The 15,672-nt window shown below is 70.3% G+C and carries 14 protein-coding genes; 5 read left to right on the top strand and 9 right to left on the bottom strand.

All coding sequences use genetic code 11. The features are described from left to right. The first annotated feature begins 19 nt into the window (after positions 1-19). From OG714_RS29395 to OG714_RS29380, 4 genes are all read left to right on the top strand, one after another. The gene (locus tag OG714_RS29395; RefSeq protein ID WP_406125452.1) at positions 20-1,243 is read left to right on the top strand and encodes a low temperature requirement protein A; all 1,224 of its coding nucleotides are present in this window, start codon (positions 20-22) and stop codon (positions 1,241-1,243) included. Positions 1,244-1,473: 230 nt separating this feature from the next. Continuing rightward, on the top strand, positions 1,474-2,502 hold the full coding sequence (locus OG714_RS29390) for a P1 family peptidase (RefSeq protein ID WP_406125450.1): 1,029 nt from the start codon (positions 1,474-1,476) through the stop codon (positions 2,500-2,502). 403 nt (positions 2,503-2,905) lie between these two features. Beyond that, positions 2,906-4,132, top strand: coding sequence for an Ig-like domain-containing protein (locus OG714_RS29385; RefSeq protein ID WP_406125449.1), 1,227 nt, complete (start codon positions 2,906-2,908; stop codon positions 4,130-4,132). 157 nt (positions 4,133-4,289) lie between these two features. Next, positions 4,290-5,036, top strand: coding sequence for a DUF6227 family protein (locus tag OG714_RS29380; RefSeq protein WP_406125447.1), 747 nt, complete (start codon positions 4,290-4,292; stop codon positions 5,034-5,036). A 37-nt stretch (positions 5,037-5,073) separates the two neighbouring features. Here OG714_RS29380 and OG714_RS29375 read toward each other — a convergent pair whose 3' ends face one another. From OG714_RS29375 to OG714_RS29340, 8 genes are all read right to left on the bottom strand, one after another. Beyond that, complete coding sequence (locus OG714_RS29375) at positions 5,074-5,328, bottom strand: hypothetical protein (RefSeq protein ID WP_406125446.1); 255 nt, start codon at positions 5,326-5,328, stop codon at positions 5,074-5,076. A gap of 115 nt (positions 5,329-5,443) precedes the next feature. Beyond that, positions 5,444-7,537 (bottom strand): fructose-specific PTS transporter subunit EIIC, encoded by a 2,094-nt coding sequence (locus OG714_RS29370; RefSeq protein ID WP_406125445.1) that lies wholly within the window; start codon positions 7,535-7,537, stop codon positions 5,444-5,446. A 199-nt stretch (positions 7,538-7,736) separates the two neighbouring features. After that, on the bottom strand, positions 7,737-8,684 hold the full coding sequence (pfkB, locus tag OG714_RS29365) for a 1-phosphofructokinase (protein ID WP_406125444.1): 948 nt from the start codon (positions 8,682-8,684) through the stop codon (positions 7,737-7,739). Next, on the bottom strand, positions 8,681-9,442 hold the full coding sequence (locus OG714_RS29360; protein ID WP_406125442.1) for a DeoR/GlpR family DNA-binding transcription regulator: 762 nt from the start codon (positions 9,440-9,442) through the stop codon (positions 8,681-8,683). The genes pfkB and OG714_RS29360 overlap by 4 nt, the downstream gene beginning before the upstream one ends. A gap of 118 nt (positions 9,443-9,560) precedes the next feature. Beyond that, positions 9,561-10,034 carry a hypothetical protein gene (locus tag OG714_RS29355; RefSeq protein ID WP_406125440.1) on the bottom strand — a complete coding sequence of 158 codons (474 nt, stop codon included), beginning with the start codon at positions 10,032-10,034 and terminating at the stop codon, positions 9,561-9,563. 60 nt (positions 10,035-10,094) lie between these two features. After that, entirely contained in the window at positions 10,095-10,790 is a 696-nt protein-coding gene (locus tag OG714_RS29350; RefSeq protein WP_406125438.1) for a Crp/Fnr family transcriptional regulator, read from the bottom strand. Between the two features lie 80 nt (positions 10,791-10,870). Continuing rightward, complete coding sequence (locus OG714_RS29345; protein ID WP_406125436.1) at positions 10,871-11,017, bottom strand: hypothetical protein; 147 nt, start codon at positions 11,015-11,017, stop codon at positions 10,871-10,873. 1,279 nt (positions 11,018-12,296) lie between these two features. Continuing rightward, on the bottom strand, positions 12,297-13,841 hold the full coding sequence (locus OG714_RS29340; RefSeq protein ID WP_406125434.1) for an MFS transporter: 1,545 nt from the start codon (positions 13,839-13,841) through the stop codon (positions 12,297-12,299). A gap of 82 nt (positions 13,842-13,923) precedes the next feature. Here OG714_RS29340 and OG714_RS29335 point away from each other — a divergent pair, with 82 nt between their 5' ends. Continuing rightward, positions 13,924-14,895: a helix-turn-helix transcriptional regulator gene (locus tag OG714_RS29335; RefSeq protein ID WP_406125433.1), complete on the top strand. Its 972-nt coding sequence runs from the start codon at positions 13,924-13,926 to the stop codon at positions 14,893-14,895. Positions 14,896-14,902: 7 nt separating this feature from the next. On the opposite strand, the gene OG714_RS29330 is transcribed toward OG714_RS29335, so the two are convergent. Then, the gene (locus tag OG714_RS29330) at positions 14,903-15,559 is read right to left on the bottom strand and encodes a TetR/AcrR family transcriptional regulator (RefSeq protein ID WP_406131998.1); all 657 of its coding nucleotides are present in this window, start codon (positions 15,557-15,559) and stop codon (positions 14,903-14,905) included. Between the last annotated feature and the right edge of the window lie 113 nt (positions 15,560-15,672).

Raw genomic sequence — 15,672 nt, 5'->3', positions numbered from 1 at the left:
ATCTGCTGTGCTTGGCCCCATGACGTCCGAGACGCACAGACCCCAGCGCCCCCTACGCCCCCTGTGCCCGCTCACCGCCCGAGGCCGGGACGAGCCGCACAGGGTCGCCTCGCCGCTGGAGCTGTTCTTCGACCTGTGTTTTGTCGTGGCCATCGCGCAGGCGGGCCTCCAGCTGGCGCACGCCGTCGCGGAGGGCCATGCGGGCGAGGGCGTCCTGAACTACGCGATGCAGTTCTTCTCGATCTGGTGGGCCTGGATGAACTTCTCCTGGTTCGCCTCGGCCTACGACAACGACGACGTGCTGTACCGGGTCGTCACCCTGGTGCAGATCGTCGGCGTCCTGGTCCTCGCGGCCGGGGTCCCACGGGCATTCGATCACCACGACTTCGTGGTCGTCTGGCTCGGCTACCTGATCATGCGGCTGGCGATGGCCACGCAGTGGCTGCGGGCGGCGAAGGACGCCGCGGGCCCGGAGCGGACGATGGCATTGCGGTACGCGGGCGGCGTGCTGCTCTGCATGGTCGGCTGGACCGGCCTGGTGGTCCTGCCGGAACCGGCCCGGGGCTGGGTGTTCCTCGTGATGGTGATCGCCGAGCTGTGCGTGCCACGCTACGCGGAGAAGGACTTCCCTACGCCGTGGCATCCGCACCACATCTCGGAACGGTACGGGCTGTTCACGATCATCGTGCTGGGCGAGACGATCGCGGCGGCGACGGTCGCCGTGAAGTCGGGGGTGGACGAGCACGACGCGCTGGGCGAGTTGCTGCCCATCGCTGCGGGTGGGCTGCTGATCGTGTTCGCGGCCTGGTGGATCTACTTCGTGGTGCCGATCCACGGCCACCTTCGCTCCAACAAGCAGGCGTTCCTGTGGGGTTACGGCCACTACCTGATCTTCGCGTCGGCGGCCACGATCGGCGCGGGCCTGGAGGTGGCGGTCACGCAGGCGGTCGGCAAGGCACACATCTCCACGCTGGCCGCGTCCGCCGCAGTGACCCTGCCGACGGCGCTGTACCTGCTCAGCGTCTGGGCGCTCCACGCCCGCCACTACAAGGTGGGCATCACCCAGCAACTGGTGCTCCCCGTGGCCGCGTTGCTGGTGATCTGCTGCACCTTCCTGGGGCAGTGGGCGGTACTCGCGGCGGGACTGGTGTCGGCGCTGACGGTGGCGGTCGGGGTGACACTGACGGCGCGGACGGCTGCCGCCGGGGAGAGCGGGGCGGAGGCGACGGCGTCGGTGGGCTGACAGCGACCGAGACTGCCACGCGCGCCCGCCAAACTGCCTCCGAGCCACCGACACAGACTCAGCCGATCGCCCTCGGACCCGCCGCGCCGACCGCCACCGAAACGGCGGCCGAAGCCAAGCCGACCAGCACGGGAACAGGGGCCCAAGCTGGGCTGACAGACTCCGGATCACCGGCTCGCATCGCGCCGGCCGCCCCCGAATCGGCCGGGGGCTGGGCAAGACTGACCCCCATGACAGTTGACGCGTTGACGGATGTGGCCGGGGTGCGAGTGGGGCATGCGACGCGGTCGGGGGAGGGCTGGCTCACCGGTACGACCGTCGTGCTCGCGCCGGAGGGCGGGGCGGTGGCCGCCGTGGATGTCCGGGGCGGTGGGCCCGGCACCAAGGAGACCGACGCGCTCGATCCGCGGAACCTGGTGCAGCGGGTCGACGCGATCGTGCTGACCGGCGGCAGCGCGTACGGGCTCGATGCCGCGTCCGGGGTGATGGCGTGGCTGGAGGAGCAGGGGCGCGGGGTACGGGTCGGCGTGGATCCGGCGCACGTCGTGCCGGTGGTGCCCGCGGCCTGTGTCTTCGACCTGGGGCGAGGCGGCACCTTTCGGGCGAGGCCGGACGCGGCCACCGGGCGAGCGGCCGTAGAGGCCGCCGCGATCAGTGGGCCCGGGGTGCGGGTGCGCGAGGGGTGTGTGGGTGCCGGTACGGGGGCGGCGGTCGGGCCGTTGAAGGGCGGGGTCGGGACGGCGAGTGTCGTGCTGGAGTCGGGGATCACGGTGGCGGCGCTGGTGGTGGCCAACGCGGCGGGATCGGCGATGGACCCCGAAACAGGCTTGCTGTACGGGGAGTTGTTCCAGGGACGGGTGGAGTATCCCGAGCCACATGTCCACGAGGCAGCCAGGCTGCGCCTCGCCGAGGCCGCCGCGAAGAACGCGCCGCCCCCACTGAACACCACGCTCGCGGTGGTCGCCACGGACGCCGAACTCACCAAGGCGCAGGCGCAGAAGCTGGCCGGCACGGCGCACGACGGCATCGCACGCGCCGTACGCCCGGTGCATCTGCTGAACGACGGGGACACGGTGTTCACACTCGCCACGGGGACCCGCCCGCTCGACGCCGAGAACCCCCTCGCCCTCAACGAGGTCCTAGCGGCCGGAGCGGAGGTCGTGACCCGCGCGATCGTGCGAGCGGTACGCGCCGCCGAGCCGGTGGACGGCCTAGGCGGGACGTGGCCGTCGTACGAGGAGTTGTACGGGAGACGGTAGAAAACCCTGCGGCGACAGGCACCCCGCGCCCGTCCCGGTGACCCCAGGAACCTACGCCCGCCCCATTCCCTGCTCCGACTCCCCGGCTCCCCGGCTCCCCGACGCTGCCACCTCTGGATGCCGAGACCCTTTCTAACCAGTCGAAGCCCGCAACACTGGTTAGATTTACCCCCAGCTTCCAGCAACCCCCCACCCACCGTTGGCCGCTGAGCCCGCCCGGCGTGCAGGCGAGACGCGACCGCACCCCCCCATCTCCCGTCCCCCGTCCCCGCCTCCACTCATGTCCCGGTTCTGTCACCGGACGGCGTCCATGAGGAACGCGGGGAACCCGTACCGGCCCGCGGACCCTCTTTGTCCACGCATCGCAGCGGATCACGTACACCACACGAACCTGGAGCAGCCCGTGACAACGCCGGACATAGCAGCGCGGCGCGTACTGGGGGCCATCGCCGCCCTGGTGGTCGGCACCCTCACCCTCAGCGCGTGCGGTGGCAACGCCAGCGCGGACGCCAACACCGACAGCAAGGGCGGCGGCGGGACGACCGCCAAGACGTCCACCGCGAAGATCACCATCTCGGCCAAGGACGGCGCGACGAACGCGTCCATCAACTCCACCGGCGTGAAGGTCAGCGACGGCACGTTGACCGACGTGAAGATGACGGTCTCCGGGTCGGGGGAGGCCGTGGACGGTGCGATATCCGCGAACGGCAGCACCTGGAAGCCCAAGGAGCAGCTGGAGCGCGGGACCAAGTACCAGATATCGGCTACCGCGAAGGACTCCAGCGGCAAGACCGCCGCCGCCAACTCCATCTTCACGACGGTCACTTCGAGCAACAGCTTCATCGGGACGTACACCCCGGACAACGGGACGACGGTCGGTGTGGGGATGCCGGTCTCGTTCAACTTCGACAAGGTGATCAGCGACAAGAAGGCCGTGCAGTCGCACATCACGGTGACGTCCAGCACCGGGCAGCAGGTCGTGGGGCACTGGTTCGGGGCGCAGCGGCTCGACTTCCGGCCGCAGGACTACTGGAAGGCCGGCTCCAAGGTCACGATGAAGATCGACCTGGACGGCGTGCAGGGCGCGAACGGCGTCTACGGCGTGCAGAAGAAGACGGTCACCTTCACCATCGGGCGCTCGCAGGTGTCCACCGTCGACGTCAACACGCAGACCATGACGGTCGTACGGGACGGCCAGACCTTGAAGTCACTGCCGATCTCCTCGGGCAGCCCCGAACACACCACGTACAACGGGCAGATGGTGATCTCCGAGAAGTTCACGCAGACGCGGATGAACAGCCAGACGGTCGGTCTGGGCGGGGAGTACGACATCCCGGACGTGCCGCACGCGATGCGCCTGACCTCGTCGGGGACGTTCATCCACGGCAACTACTGGTACAGCAAGTCCAATCCGCCCTTCGGGCAGACGGGCACCAGCCACGGCTGTGTCGGGCTCGCGGACGTCCAGGGCGCGCAGGGTGCGACGAACGCCAAGTGGTTCTACGACAACTCGCTCATCGGGGACGTCGTGGTCGTGAAGAACTCCCCCGACAAGACGGTCGCCCCGGACAACGGGCTCAACGGCTGGAACATGGCGTGGAGCGAGTGGACCGCCGGAAGTGCCGCCTGACCGGCGGGTTTTGACGGATCTTCGGGCCGCGCGGGAACATCTCGCGCGGCCCGCGCGTTTTCCGGGCATACGTTTTCTCGGTTCACAGACATGATGTCCGACCGAGGGGCTACGGTATGCACCCACAAGGTGACATGCAGCAACGCCGGGAGAAGCCTTGAGCGTTCCGTACGACACGGCAGCGTACGAACAACCCGAGTCGCCCGAGTCTCCGGAGGAGCACCTCGCGCGACTCCTCGGCCGTGCCCTGAACTCCTTCGAGCTGCCGGACGAGACCATAAGGCGTCTCGACTGCGCGCTGGCGCACGACAGTTCGCTGCACTCCGCGCACCACAGCGCGGGCCTGCACCGGGAGACGTACCGGCACACGTGGCTGCTCGCGGACGGCTCGGCGCTCACTCTCTGGGAGCTCGTCCACAACACCGTGCTGGGTCGGGACACACAGCACGAGGTGTACGTCGACGAGGACGAGCTGCGCATCGCGACCGCGCGCCTGCCGCTGCCGCCGGACACCCCGGACTTCGAACTGCCGGTGCTGGTGCAGCTGTCACCGATCCCGGAGCCCCGGCACACGTATCTGGCGGACGACTCCGCGGACCACGCGCGCCGTTTACTGCGCCGGGCGGAGAACGTGGACCGGCCCGACGAGGAGACGGCCGCGCTGCTGGAGACGGCGTTCGCGCACCAGATCACGCAGGCCTTCGGCCGCCCGTTCCGAGCGGGCCGCGCCGCGCTCTGCTTCTCGCTCTACGAGCACGCGTTCCTGCTGCAGGACGGCGCGGAGATCTCCCTGTGGGAGGTCGAGCACACGGCGACACCTGACGGCCGTCACATGTGCGAGGTGTACGTCAGCGAGGACGCGGCCCGGGACGCGATGGAACGCCGGGCGGCGCAAGTTTCCTAGCGGTCCCGAGCCGGCCCGCTCAAGTCCCGTCGCTGAGTCAACGCCCGTCGCTGAGCTGTCGTACCAGACCCGCGAAAGCGTCCCGCTCCGCCGGGGTCAGTTCGACGGACTCCACGTGGGGCGCGGTGTGGCGCTGGTTCGGGAGGCCGTAGAGCGGGTGGGCCGTGTGCCATGTGGTGGGCTGGGCGAAGGAGCGGCGCAGGACGCGCGTCAGGCCGAACACCCAGGCGACGGTCGCCAGGGCGAGAACGGCCACACCGGTCAGCTGGAGGATCGAGACGTGCTCAGGCATGCGTTCCAGTAGACACCACGGTCCGGGACTGTGGTCCCGGACCGTGACGTATCTCGCAGTTGCCGTGAACACCTCACGGCGGCCCAAAAGAGACCCGGCAGAGGCCGGAAAGAGGCTAGGCGGCGACCGGCTGCTTCGTCTCCGCCGCCGGGGCGGCTATGTCCTCCGGTGCTCCGGCGGCCGTGCTGCCGGCGGCCGGCTTGCGCATGCCCTTCAGTACGACGACCAGGGCCGCCGTGACGCACATGCCGACCGCGATGGCGATCAGGTAGAGGAACGCGTGGCCGATCAGCGGGACCACGAAGATGCCGCCGTGCGGAGCGCGCAGGGTCGCGCCGAAGGCCATCGACAGGGAGCCGGTGATCGCGCCGCCCACCATCGCGGACGGGATGACCCGCAGCGGGTCGGCCGCCGCGAACGGGATCGCGCCCTCGGAGATGAAGGAGGCGCCCAGCACCCAGGCGGCCTTGCCGTTCTCGCGCTCGGTCTCGGTGAAGAGCTTGCCGCGCACGGTGGTCGCGAGGGCCATCGCCAGCGGCGGGACCATGCCGGCCGCCATGACCGCGGCCATGATCTTCATCGCCGAGTCGCTCGGGTTGGAGACCGCGATACCCGCCGTGGCGAAGGTGTACGCGACCTTGTTGACCGGGCCGCCGAGGTCGAAGCACATCATCAGGCCGAGCAGGGCTCCCAGCAGGATGGCGTTCGAGCCGCTGAGGCCGTTGAGCCAGTCGGTCATGCCCTTCTGTGCCGAGGCGATCGGCTTCCCGATGACCACGAACATCAGGAACCCGACGATCGCCGTGGAGATCAGCGGGATCACCACCACCGGCATGATCCCGCGCACCGCCTTGGGGATCTTCACCTTCTGGATCGCCAGCACCACACCACCGGCGATCAGACCGGCGGCCAGACCGCCGAGGAAGCCCGCGTTGATGGTGGAGGCGATCATGCCGCCGACGAAGCCGGGCACCAAACCGGGCCGGTCCGCCATGCCGTAGGCGATGTAGCCGGCCAGGACCGGGACCAGGAAGCCGAAGGCGACGGCGCCGATCTGGAACATCAGCGCGGCCCAGCTGTCGGTCTGCGTCCACACGAAGTGCTGCATGACCGAGGGCGCGGACTTGATCTCGTAGCCGCCGATCGCGAAGCCGAGGGCGATCAGCAGACCGCCCGCCGCGACGAACGGGACCATGTAACTGACGCCGGACATCAGCCACTTGCGGAGCATGGAGCCGTAGCCCTCGCCCGCCTCGCCGCCGCGCTCGACCGGGGTCGGCGCGGATCCGCCGGTGACCTCGCCGCGCTCCGCCTTGCCGCGGACCTCGGTGATCAGCTCGGCGGGACGGTTGATGCCGGCCTTCACGCCGACGTCGACGGTGGGCTTCCCGGCGAAGCGTTCCTTCTCCCGTACGGGCACGTCGTGGGCGAAGATCACGGCGTCCGCCGCCGCGATCACCGCCGGGTCGAGCCGGGTGAAACCGGCCGAGCCCTGCGGTTCCACGACGAGGTCGACGCCCGCCGCGCGACCGGCGTTCTCCAGCGCTTCGGCCGCCATGTAGGTGTGCGCGATGCCGGTCGGGCAGGAGGTGACGGCGACGATACGGAACGGCTGGGCGTCGGCGCCGGTGTCCGTGGCAGCCGTAGAAACGTCTGCCGGGGAGCCGTCGGCCGGGGAACTGCCCGCCGCGGCGCCGGTGGAGGCCGCCACCGGCGTCGCGGCGGAGTTTTCGGGGGTGCTCGGCGCGGGGGTGCCCGGCGCCGGGGTCTCGTCGCCGCGGATCAGGGCCGCCGCGCTCTCCGCGTCGCCCACCGCGCGCAGGGCGGAGGTGAACTCGGCGTTCATGAGCTGGCGGGCCAGCGCGGAGAGGATCGTGAGGTGGGCGTCGTCGGCCCCGGCGGGCGCGGCGATCAGGAAGATCAGGTCGGCGGGGCCGTCCGGGGCGCCGAAGTCGACGCCCTCGGCGCTGCGCCCGAAGGCGAGCGAGGGTTCGGTGACGTACTCGCTGCGGCAGTGCGGGATGCCGATGCCGCCGTCCAGGCCGGTCGGCATCTGCGCCTCGCGGGCGGCCACGTCGGCGAGGAAGCCCTCCAGGTCGGTGACCCGGCCCTGGGCGACCATGCGCTCGGCGAGGGCACGTGCCGCCGCCTCTTTGGTATCGGCGGACAGGTCGAGGTCGACCAGGTCCGCGGTGATCATCTCGCTCATCGCGGGCTCCTTCGCACGCGTATCGCCCGGGGACTGCCGTGGGCGGGGGTGGGGACGGGGGTACAGCAGTAGGTCACGGAGGGGATGGAAGAGGGGGTGGAAGAGGGGGTGGAGGCGGCGGCTAAGGGGAAGTGCCGCCGCCGCGTGGCCGGTTCGAGGGGCCGCGTGGAGACCGTCGTAGAACTCGTCGTGGAGACGTTCATGTCACCGGCTCCGTCAGTACGCGGTCCACCGGGACGTCCGCCGTGACCGTCACCGCGGCCGGGTCCAGGTCGGCGGGGGTGGGCATCACGCTGCCAGGGAGCTGGACGGCGGCCGCGCCGTGGGCGACCGCCGAGGCCAGGGCTTCGGGGCCGTGGCCGCCGGCGATCAGGAAGCCGGCCAGCGAGGAGTCCCCCGCGCCGACATTGCTGCGTACGACGTCGACGCGCGCGCTGCCGAACCAGACACCGGAGCCGTCCACCAGCAACTGCCCGTCCGCGCCCAGGCTGGCGAGGACCGCGCCGGCGCCCAACTCCCGTAGTTCTTCGGCCGCCTTGACCGCGTCGCCGACGGTGGCGAGGGGGCGGGAGACGGCCTCCGCGAGTTCCTCGGCGTTGGGCTTGACGACGTCGGGGCGTTCACGCAGGGCCTCGATGAGCGCGGGGCCGGAGGTGTCCAGGGCGATACGGACGCCGGCCGCGTGCGCGCGAGCCACCAACTCGGCGTACCAGGACGGCGCGAGGCCGCGCGGGAGGCTGCCGCAGCAGGCGATCCAGTCGGCGTCACGAGACTGCCGGCGGACCGTCTCCAGGAGCAACTCCTGCTCGGCGGCGGTCAGTTCGGGGCCGGGCGCGTTGATCTTCGTGAGGACGCCGTCCGCCTCGGCGAGGGCGATGTTCGAGCGGGTGGCCCCGGCGACCGGGACCGGCGCGACCTCGATGCCCTGCGCGTCGAGCAGGTCCGCGACCAGCGCGCCCGGAGCGCCGCCCAGCGGCAGGACGGCGACGGTACGGCGGCCCGCGGCGGCGACCGCGCGGGAGACGTTGACGCCCTTGCCGCCCGGGTCCATGCGCTCGCCGGTGGCCCGTATGACCTCGCCGCGGTCCAGCGAGGGGACCTCGTAGGTGCGGTCGAGGGACGGGTTCGGGGTGACGGTGAGGATCATGCGCGCACTACTTCCATGCCGCCGCGCTCCATGGCGGTGGCGTCTTCTGGGCTCAGCCCGCTGTCGGTGATCAGGAGGTCCACGTCGCTCAGGGCGCCGAAGCGGGCGAAGTGCTCCTGGCCGTGCTTGGCGGAGTCGGCGAGCAGCACCACGCGGCGGGCGGCGGTGACCGCCGCGCGCTTGACCGCGGCCTCGGCGAGGTCGGGGGTGGTCAGCCCGTGCCCGGCGGAGAAGCCGTTGGCCGCGACGAACACGACGTCGGCGCGGATCTCGCTGTACGCCCGGAGCGCCCAGGCGTCCACGGCGGCGCGCGTACGGTGCCGCACGCGTCCTCCGACGAGGTGGAGCTGCATGCCCGGGTGGTCCGCGAGGCGGGCCGCGATGGGCAGGGAGTGCGTGACGACGGTGAGTTCGGCCTCCAGCGGGATGATGCCCGCGAGGCGGGCCACCGTCGTACCGGCGTCGAGGATCACCGTGCCCTGCATCGGCAGCTCGGCGAGGGCCGCCTTGGCGATCCGGTCCTTCTCGTCGGCCGCCGTCGACTCGCGCTCGGCGAGGTCCGGCTCGAAGTCCAGCCGCCCGGCGGGTATGGCACCGCCGTGCACCCGGCGGACGAGTCCCGCGCGGTCGAGGGCCTTCAGGTCCCGGCGGATCGTCTCCGCCGTGACCTGGAACTCCTCGGCCAGCGAGATCACGTCCACCCGGCCGCCGTCACGGGCCAGCCGGAGGATCTCCTGCTGCCGCTCCGGTGCGTACATGTCCGTTCGCCTCCGACCTGTGCCCGAACTTGTGGTTTCGCTCGGAGGCTACGCCCGGATTTCAGGAAAGTAAACAGGTTCGGGCATCAGGTGGACATGAACGGGCAGGGAGGGGCGGTCAGCTGTGGCGCAGGTCCTTGATCCGCTGCTCGGCCGCGAGGATGGCGTGCGCCAGTTCGTCGCGGGCGGCCTCCTGGCGCATCGCCTGTTCGAGCCGGGTGCGGTGCTCCGGGAGGCCGACGCGTACGGCCGCCCCCTGCCCGGGCAGGGCGGTGGCGACGTAGCCCCGCACGCTCTCGACGACCCTCGTCAGCTCGAACCGGACGCCTTCGGTGTGGTCGGCTATGCCCGCGAGCATGTTGCCGATCGTGGCGATGTCCTTGAAGTCCTCGGCGGCACAGGGCTTCTGGGCGAGACCGCACTGCGCCGCGTAGAGGTCGGCGAGCCACGCGGAGGGCTTGTCGTACTCGGTGTTCGTCTCGTCCTTGCGGCGCATCCTCCGCGTCCAGGCGAAGACCTGCCTGTGGTGCCGGTACATCAGGGCCCCGAGCAGGGCAGAGGCGGCGGGCACCAGGAAGGTGCTGGTCATCATGCGGTGATCCGTTCGGGGATGAAGCGCGAGCGGGGAGGGTGAACGGCGTGCCGGGCGGGCTCAGACCGCGCCGGCGAGGTGACGCAGCGCGTCGACGTCATGGACGAGGAACCTGCGGTACCGGGCCTCGACGATCCCGTGGTAGCGCAGGGTACGGAGCGCGTTCTCCGTTGTGGACACGGCGAGTTGGAGGGCGGCCGCGATGTCCTTCTGGCCCGGGCCGGTGATGGTGATGGTGGTGGAGCCCGTCCGGGGGTCGCGGGAGCCCGCGGTGTCGGCGAGATGCGCCAGGAGTCGGCTGGTGCGCTCCAGGGGCGGCCGCACATTCAGGACGTAGACGAGTTCGTCGCTGCGGTTGCGGTCTTCGAGGCTGCGCAGGAGTGCGAGCTTGACCTTGGGCCTGCTGTTCAGCAGGACGTTGAAGCGGCGCGCGCGGCAGGGGATGACCACGGTCCTGGTCAGGCACCGGGTGCGGACGGCGGAGTCGGGGGTGATCAGCTTGGCCTCGCCGACCAGTTGGCCGCCGCCCCGGAACCGGGTGACGGTGGGGGCACCGTCCCAGTCGCCGAGCGGGAAGCGGTCCTGTCGTACGACGCCGTCCCAGATCATGTACACGTTCCGGTCGTCCGACGCCATCGGCAGGTACTCGTCCTGGCCGAAGCTGCGGCCCCGCAGATCGTCCTCCAGCAGAAAACGCCAGTCCTCGGCCGACAGGCGTCGCAGGAAGCTTCCCTCAGGCTTTTCCTCGTGGCCCATGAGAAGGTCGGTAGGCCGGTTGGTGTCTGTAGGCCTGTTGGTGTCGGTCGGCCTGTTGGTGTCGGCGGTCGAGGGCACGCTCACTCCCCCGCACCGGCGGCCGTGGCGGCGCGTGTACCGGCGTACACGCTCTGGGGCGCGCGGTGGTGACGATGTGTCACGAGCGGGGTGCCGCGGGAGTCGCGGCGCGACAGCAGGAATACGCCGTCGTCGTTGACGGTACTCATCCAGTCCAGTCCTCTTGGCGGTTACACAGGGGAACCCCGCTGGTCAGCGGGGTTCCGGTGGTGGGTCCGGAACATTCCGGGAGGTGCGGCACCGCCCGGCTGGTGGGGCCGGGGCGGGTGGAAGCGGGTGGAAACAGTGACGCGGGATAGACGGTACCCCTCGCCACGAGCGAAGAGCCAGTCGCGTTTTCGAAGGCACCCGCAGAGAATGTAGATCGTTTCGGGAACCCCTGATCATGGGGCTTTATTACAGAAGATCGCGGGGAATTCGAAGGGGAAAGAAAACGCCCTTTACCCAAATACCGATCACGGCCACCCCGGTCATCCATACCCTTCCCGGGGCCGTGACGGGACCCTTCTCGGGTGGCCGGGATATGACGCCCACACAAACCGACGGCAAAAACGAGAGGCCCCAGGGCACCACCCCTGAGACCTCCCGAAATGGTCCGGACCCACCAAGGATCAGACCGGTGCCCAGTAAACACCACGGATGCCGTTTGGGTCACTCCCCGCCTGCCGACAATGACGCCCCGAAGGGGGATGGCCAGGCAAAACCCCCACCAGCGGGGATTGTCACCGACAGCACACCTCTCCACACACGCCGTCGGGACGCCATGGCGGGCCGCGCTTTATGTCCCCTTTGCCCGTGCGAGAGCAAGGCATTCCCACCCACCACAGGGACATGACAGCGTTATCAAATGACTGCTATCGATCAAGATTAAACAGATTCCGCCAACACGAGCCCGCCCGGGCGACGCGCCCGTCAAACAGAGGCGCTCCCGGCAAAACCAGTGGAGCACACCACTCCGGCCCGCGCGATTAACCGACCGCCGCCGCAGGAATTTATTTTCGCGAGGCAATCCAAGCCGACAGAAAATTCGACGAGTCCGGGCGGCGGACGGAATCCCGAGCGGAAATCAATGATTCGCCGCCGCACATCGTAAAGGTCGACTAATGAATAAGGACACCGTCCACGATGCCGCGCCGGCACCCTCGTCACTCGCGTCCGACCCGCCCGTCACGCCTACAACTCACGGCCTGTCAGTTTTCTTGCGGCACAGGCGAGTTGGGCACACGAGACACCCGAAGTCGGCGTGTTCCCCACAGAACCGATCATTCGGGTACGTAGTACGGCGTTCGCCCCGGAGTGCGCCGCCGGACCGCCCGGCGTACGCCTCCCCACACGCACCGGCGTACGCCATCGTCCGGCGGTTTGCGTCGAGCGCCCCGCCCCCGTACTGCCTCGGGGCGGGGCGCTCTCCTGCGGTGCCGAACCGTGTCAACTCCCGCTCGGCTCACCCTCCTTGGCCACCGGTGCCGCCACCGGACCCGCGACGAGTCCCGCCACCTGCCCGGCTCCCCGCCCCGGCAACGCGAACATCAGCAGGAAGATCACGCCCATCACCCCGGCCACCCAACCCAGCGCGTTCTGGAAGGCGTTGACGAACGCGGGCCCCACCTCCGCCGGGGTCAGCCGGTCGTCGATCGTGCCGAAGAAGACCACCGACACCAGCCCGAGTCCGAGCGCATTGCCCATCTGCTGAACGGTGTTGATGAGTCCGGACGCCGAACCCGCGTGCTCGCGCGGCACCTCGGAGAGGATCGTGTCGGTCAGCGGGGCGAAGATCAGGCCCATGCCGGCGCCCATCACGACGAGGGGCAGCGCCATCTGCCAGGAGGCGATGGCCAGTTGGTACCGGTTCGCCTCCCAGAGGTAGAGCAGCACGCCCACGACCATCACCAGCGCGCCGGCCTGGAGCACGTTGCGTCCGCCGACGCGCGGCACCAGCTTCTGCACGGACATCCCGGCCGCCACGGAGACGGCGATCGAGAACGGTACGCCGGTCAGCCCCGCCCGCAGCGGGCTCCAGCCCAGCCCGATCTGCATGTACAGCGTCCAGACCAGGAAGAAGATGCCGAGCCCGATGCCGAAGACGGTCTGTACGGCGATACCGGCCGCGAAGCTCTTCACCTCGAACAGCGACAGCTCGACGAGCGGCGAACCGTCCCGCCCGGCCTTCCGCTTCTCGTACGCCACCAGCGCGACGAAGACCCCGATCGAGCCGGACATCGACACGAACCCCCAGGCGGGCCAGCCCAGTTCGTCGCCCCGGGTGAGCGGGTAGAGCAGCATCAGCAGGCCGAGGGTGACCAGGGCGACGCCGACGAGGTCCAGCTTCAGGGCGCGCGGCGCCTTGGACTCGGTGATGAAACGGCTGCCGAGGATCAGGCCGGCGATTCCCACCGGCAGGTTGATCAGGAAGATCGGGCGCCATTCCAAGCCGAAGAGGTTCCACTCGGTGAGCAGCGCGCCGAGCAAGGGACCGGAGACCGCGCCCAGGCCGACGATCGCGCCGAACAGGCCGAACACCTTGCCCCGTTCGTGCGCCGGGAAGGTCGCGTGCACGATCGACAGCACCTGCGGCACCATCATCGCCGCCATCCCGCCCTGGAGGATGCGGGAGGCGACCAGCATCTCCGGGTTCGCGGCGAAGCCGCACAGCGCGGAGGCGAGCGTGAAGCCGCCGATCCCGACGAGGAACAGCCACTTGCGGCCGTGGATGTCACCGAGCCGCCCGCCGGTGATCAGCCCGGCGGCGAAGGCGAGCGCGTAACCGGCCGTTATCCACTGGATCTGGCTGAAGGAAGCGCCCGCGTCCCGCTGGATCGACGGGATCGCGACATTGACGATCGTGACGTCGACGAGGTCCATGAAGGCCGCCGTCATCACGATCGCGAGGGCGAACCAGCGACGCCGGTCACTGGTGCCTGCGGGGTCCGCCAGGTCCGTCGGGCTGTCGACAAGGGTTTCGGTGGAGGTCATGGCTTGAAGCTATGACCCCATTAGGTCAGATCGTGTCCTAGTTCTACGGCATCCTCGAATCCATGACGACGACGGGGAACTCATGACGACGGACACTCCGGCCCGGCTCCTCCAACTCCTCTCCCTCCTCCAGACGCCCCGCGAGTGGCCCGGCGGCGAGCTGGCCGACCGGCTCGGGGTCTCCCGGCGCACGGTCCGGCGGGACATCGACCGGCTGCGCGAACTCGGCTACCCGGTGCAGGCGACGCTCGGCTCCGACGGCGGCTACCGGCTCGTCGCGGGCAAGGCGATGCCCCCGCTGGTGCTGGACGACGAGGAGGCGGTGGCCATCGCGGTCGGCCTGCGCGCGGGCGCCGGGCACGCGCTCGAGGGCGTTGACGAGGCCTCCGTACGGGCGCTGGCGAAGCTGGAACAGGTACTGCCCTCGCGGCTACGGCACCGGGTCGCCACCCTCCAGGCCGCAACAACCCCGCTGACCAGTGGGGACGGTGCGAGCATCGCCCCCGAGACCCTGACCGTGATGGCCTCGACGGTGGCCGGCCAGGAGCGGCTGCGCTTCGCCTACCGCGCCAAGGACGGCACCGAGTCCCGCCGTCTGACGGAGCCGTACCGCCTCGTCTCGACCGGGCAGCGCTGGTACCTCGTCGCCTACGACCTCGACCGCGAGGACTGGCGGACGTTCCGGGTCGACCGGGTGAGCCAGCCGTTCGCCACGGGGGCCCGGTTCACCCCGCGCGAGCTGCCGACGGGAAGCGCGGCGGAGTATCTGCGGCAGTCGATGCACCGGCGCCAGGAGACGTACGAGTACGCCGTCACGTTCGCCGCCCCCGCCGACGTCGTCGCGGCCCGTATCCCGTCCTGGCTCGGCACCCCGGAGCCGCTCGACGAACACAGCTGCCGCCTGCGCGCCACGACCGGCGACGCGGTGGGCTGGCTGGCCGTACGGCTGGCGATGCCGGGGTTCGAGTTCACGGTGCAGGAGCCCGCGGAACTGGTGCGGTACGTGCGGGAGTTGGGGGGACGGCTGAGCCGGGCGGGGAGTGCGGACACGTGAGCGGCGCTCACACCAGGCCCGGTGCCGTCCCCAACTCCCCCCAGGGAAAGTCGCGTAGCGCCCGCAGATTCCGCAGTGCCAGTTCCACCGGCCCCGCCACCGCACCCGTACCTCCACCCGTACCCGCGCCCCCGGCCCCGTGCGCCTCCCCGGACGCCCAGCCCTCAACAGCCGTGCGGACTGCGGCACTTGCCACGGCGGCGGCGAAGCGCAGTTCGGGGGAGGTCGCGGACGGAGCCGGGGCGGCTCCGGTGTCGTCGCCCTTGGCGAGGCGTTCCGCGAAGATCTCGCCCAGGGTCCGTTCCGAGGCCTGGCACACCTCGGCCCAGACCCGGCGCAGGGCGGGGCTGGATTCGGCCATGGCGATCAATGTGCGGACCCAGGTCCAGGAGTTGATGGAGACGCCGACCCCGGGGGTCAGCGTGTGGCGTACCCCGTGTTCCAGGGCCTCCGGTACAGACAGTGCGGGCGGGGCCGCGCGGACCGCCTCCACCCAGCGCTGGGCGCCGGCCGCGTAGAGCGGGGCGACGGCCTCTTCCTTGGTGGCGAAGTAGCGGTAGAACGTGCGGGGGGCGATGCCCGCGCTCTGGGCGATGTCCTCGGCCCGGGTGGCCCGGAACCCGTGTTTCACGAAGAGTCCGGCCGCCGCGCGGGCGATCTCCATCCGGGTCTCGGCCTTGCGCCGCTCGGTCAGCGAGAGCGGTGCGGAGAGGGAATCCGGTGCTGGGGTGGGGCTGCTCACACCGGCAGGCTATGCCGCTGTGGCAGAATCTGCCA

Origin of the sequence: Streptomyces sp. NBC_00989, from assembly GCF_045162655.1 — a bacterium.
Taxonomy (GTDB): domain Bacteria; phylum Actinomycetota; class Actinomycetes; order Streptomycetales; family Streptomycetaceae; genus Streptomyces.
The sequence above is the reverse complement of the archived record's forward strand: the minus strand, read 5'-3'. Positions and strand labels throughout refer to the sequence as shown.

Bases quoted from the DNA above. Each gene is read 5' to 3' on its own strand.
- OG714_RS29395 (WP_406125452.1), top strand. From the start codon at position 20: ATGACGTCCGAGACGCACAGACCCCAGCGCCCCCTACGCCCCCTGTGC.
- OG714_RS29390 (WP_406125450.1), top strand. From the start codon at position 1,474: ATGACAGTTGACGCGTTGACGGATGTGGCCGGGGTGCGAGTGGGGCAT.
- OG714_RS29375 (WP_406125446.1), bottom strand. From the start codon at position 5,328: ATGCCTGAGCACGTCTCGATCCTCCAGCTGACCGGTGTGGCCGTTCTC.
- OG714_RS29370 (WP_406125445.1), bottom strand. From the start codon at position 7,537: ATGAGCGAGATGATCACCGCGGACCTGGTCGACCTCGACCTGTCCGCC.
- pfkB (WP_406125444.1), bottom strand. From the start codon at position 8,684: ATGATCCTCACCGTCACCCCGAACCCGTCCCTCGACCGCACCTACGAG.
- OG714_RS29360 (WP_406125442.1), bottom strand. From the start codon at position 9,442: ATGTACGCACCGGAGCGGCAGCAGGAGATCCTCCGGCTGGCCCGTGAC.
- OG714_RS29355 (WP_406125440.1), bottom strand. From the start codon at position 10,034: ATGATGACCAGCACCTTCCTGGTGCCCGCCGCCTCTGCCCTGCTCGGG.
- OG714_RS29350 (WP_406125438.1), bottom strand. From the start codon at position 10,790: ATGGGCCACGAGGAAAAGCCTGAGGGAAGCTTCCTGCGACGCCTGTCG.
- OG714_RS29345 (WP_406125436.1), bottom strand. From the start codon at position 11,017: ATGAGTACCGTCAACGACGACGGCGTATTCCTGCTGTCGCGCCGCGAC.
- OG714_RS29340 (WP_406125434.1), bottom strand. From the start codon at position 13,841: ATGACCTCCACCGAAACCCTTGTCGACAGCCCGACGGACCTGGCGGAC.
- OG714_RS29335 (WP_406125433.1), top strand. From the start codon at position 13,924: ATGACGACGGACACTCCGGCCCGGCTCCTCCAACTCCTCTCCCTCCTC.
- OG714_RS29330 (WP_406131998.1), bottom strand. From the start codon at position 15,559: ATGGAGATCGCCCGCGCGGCGGCCGGACTCTTCGTGAAACACGGGTTC.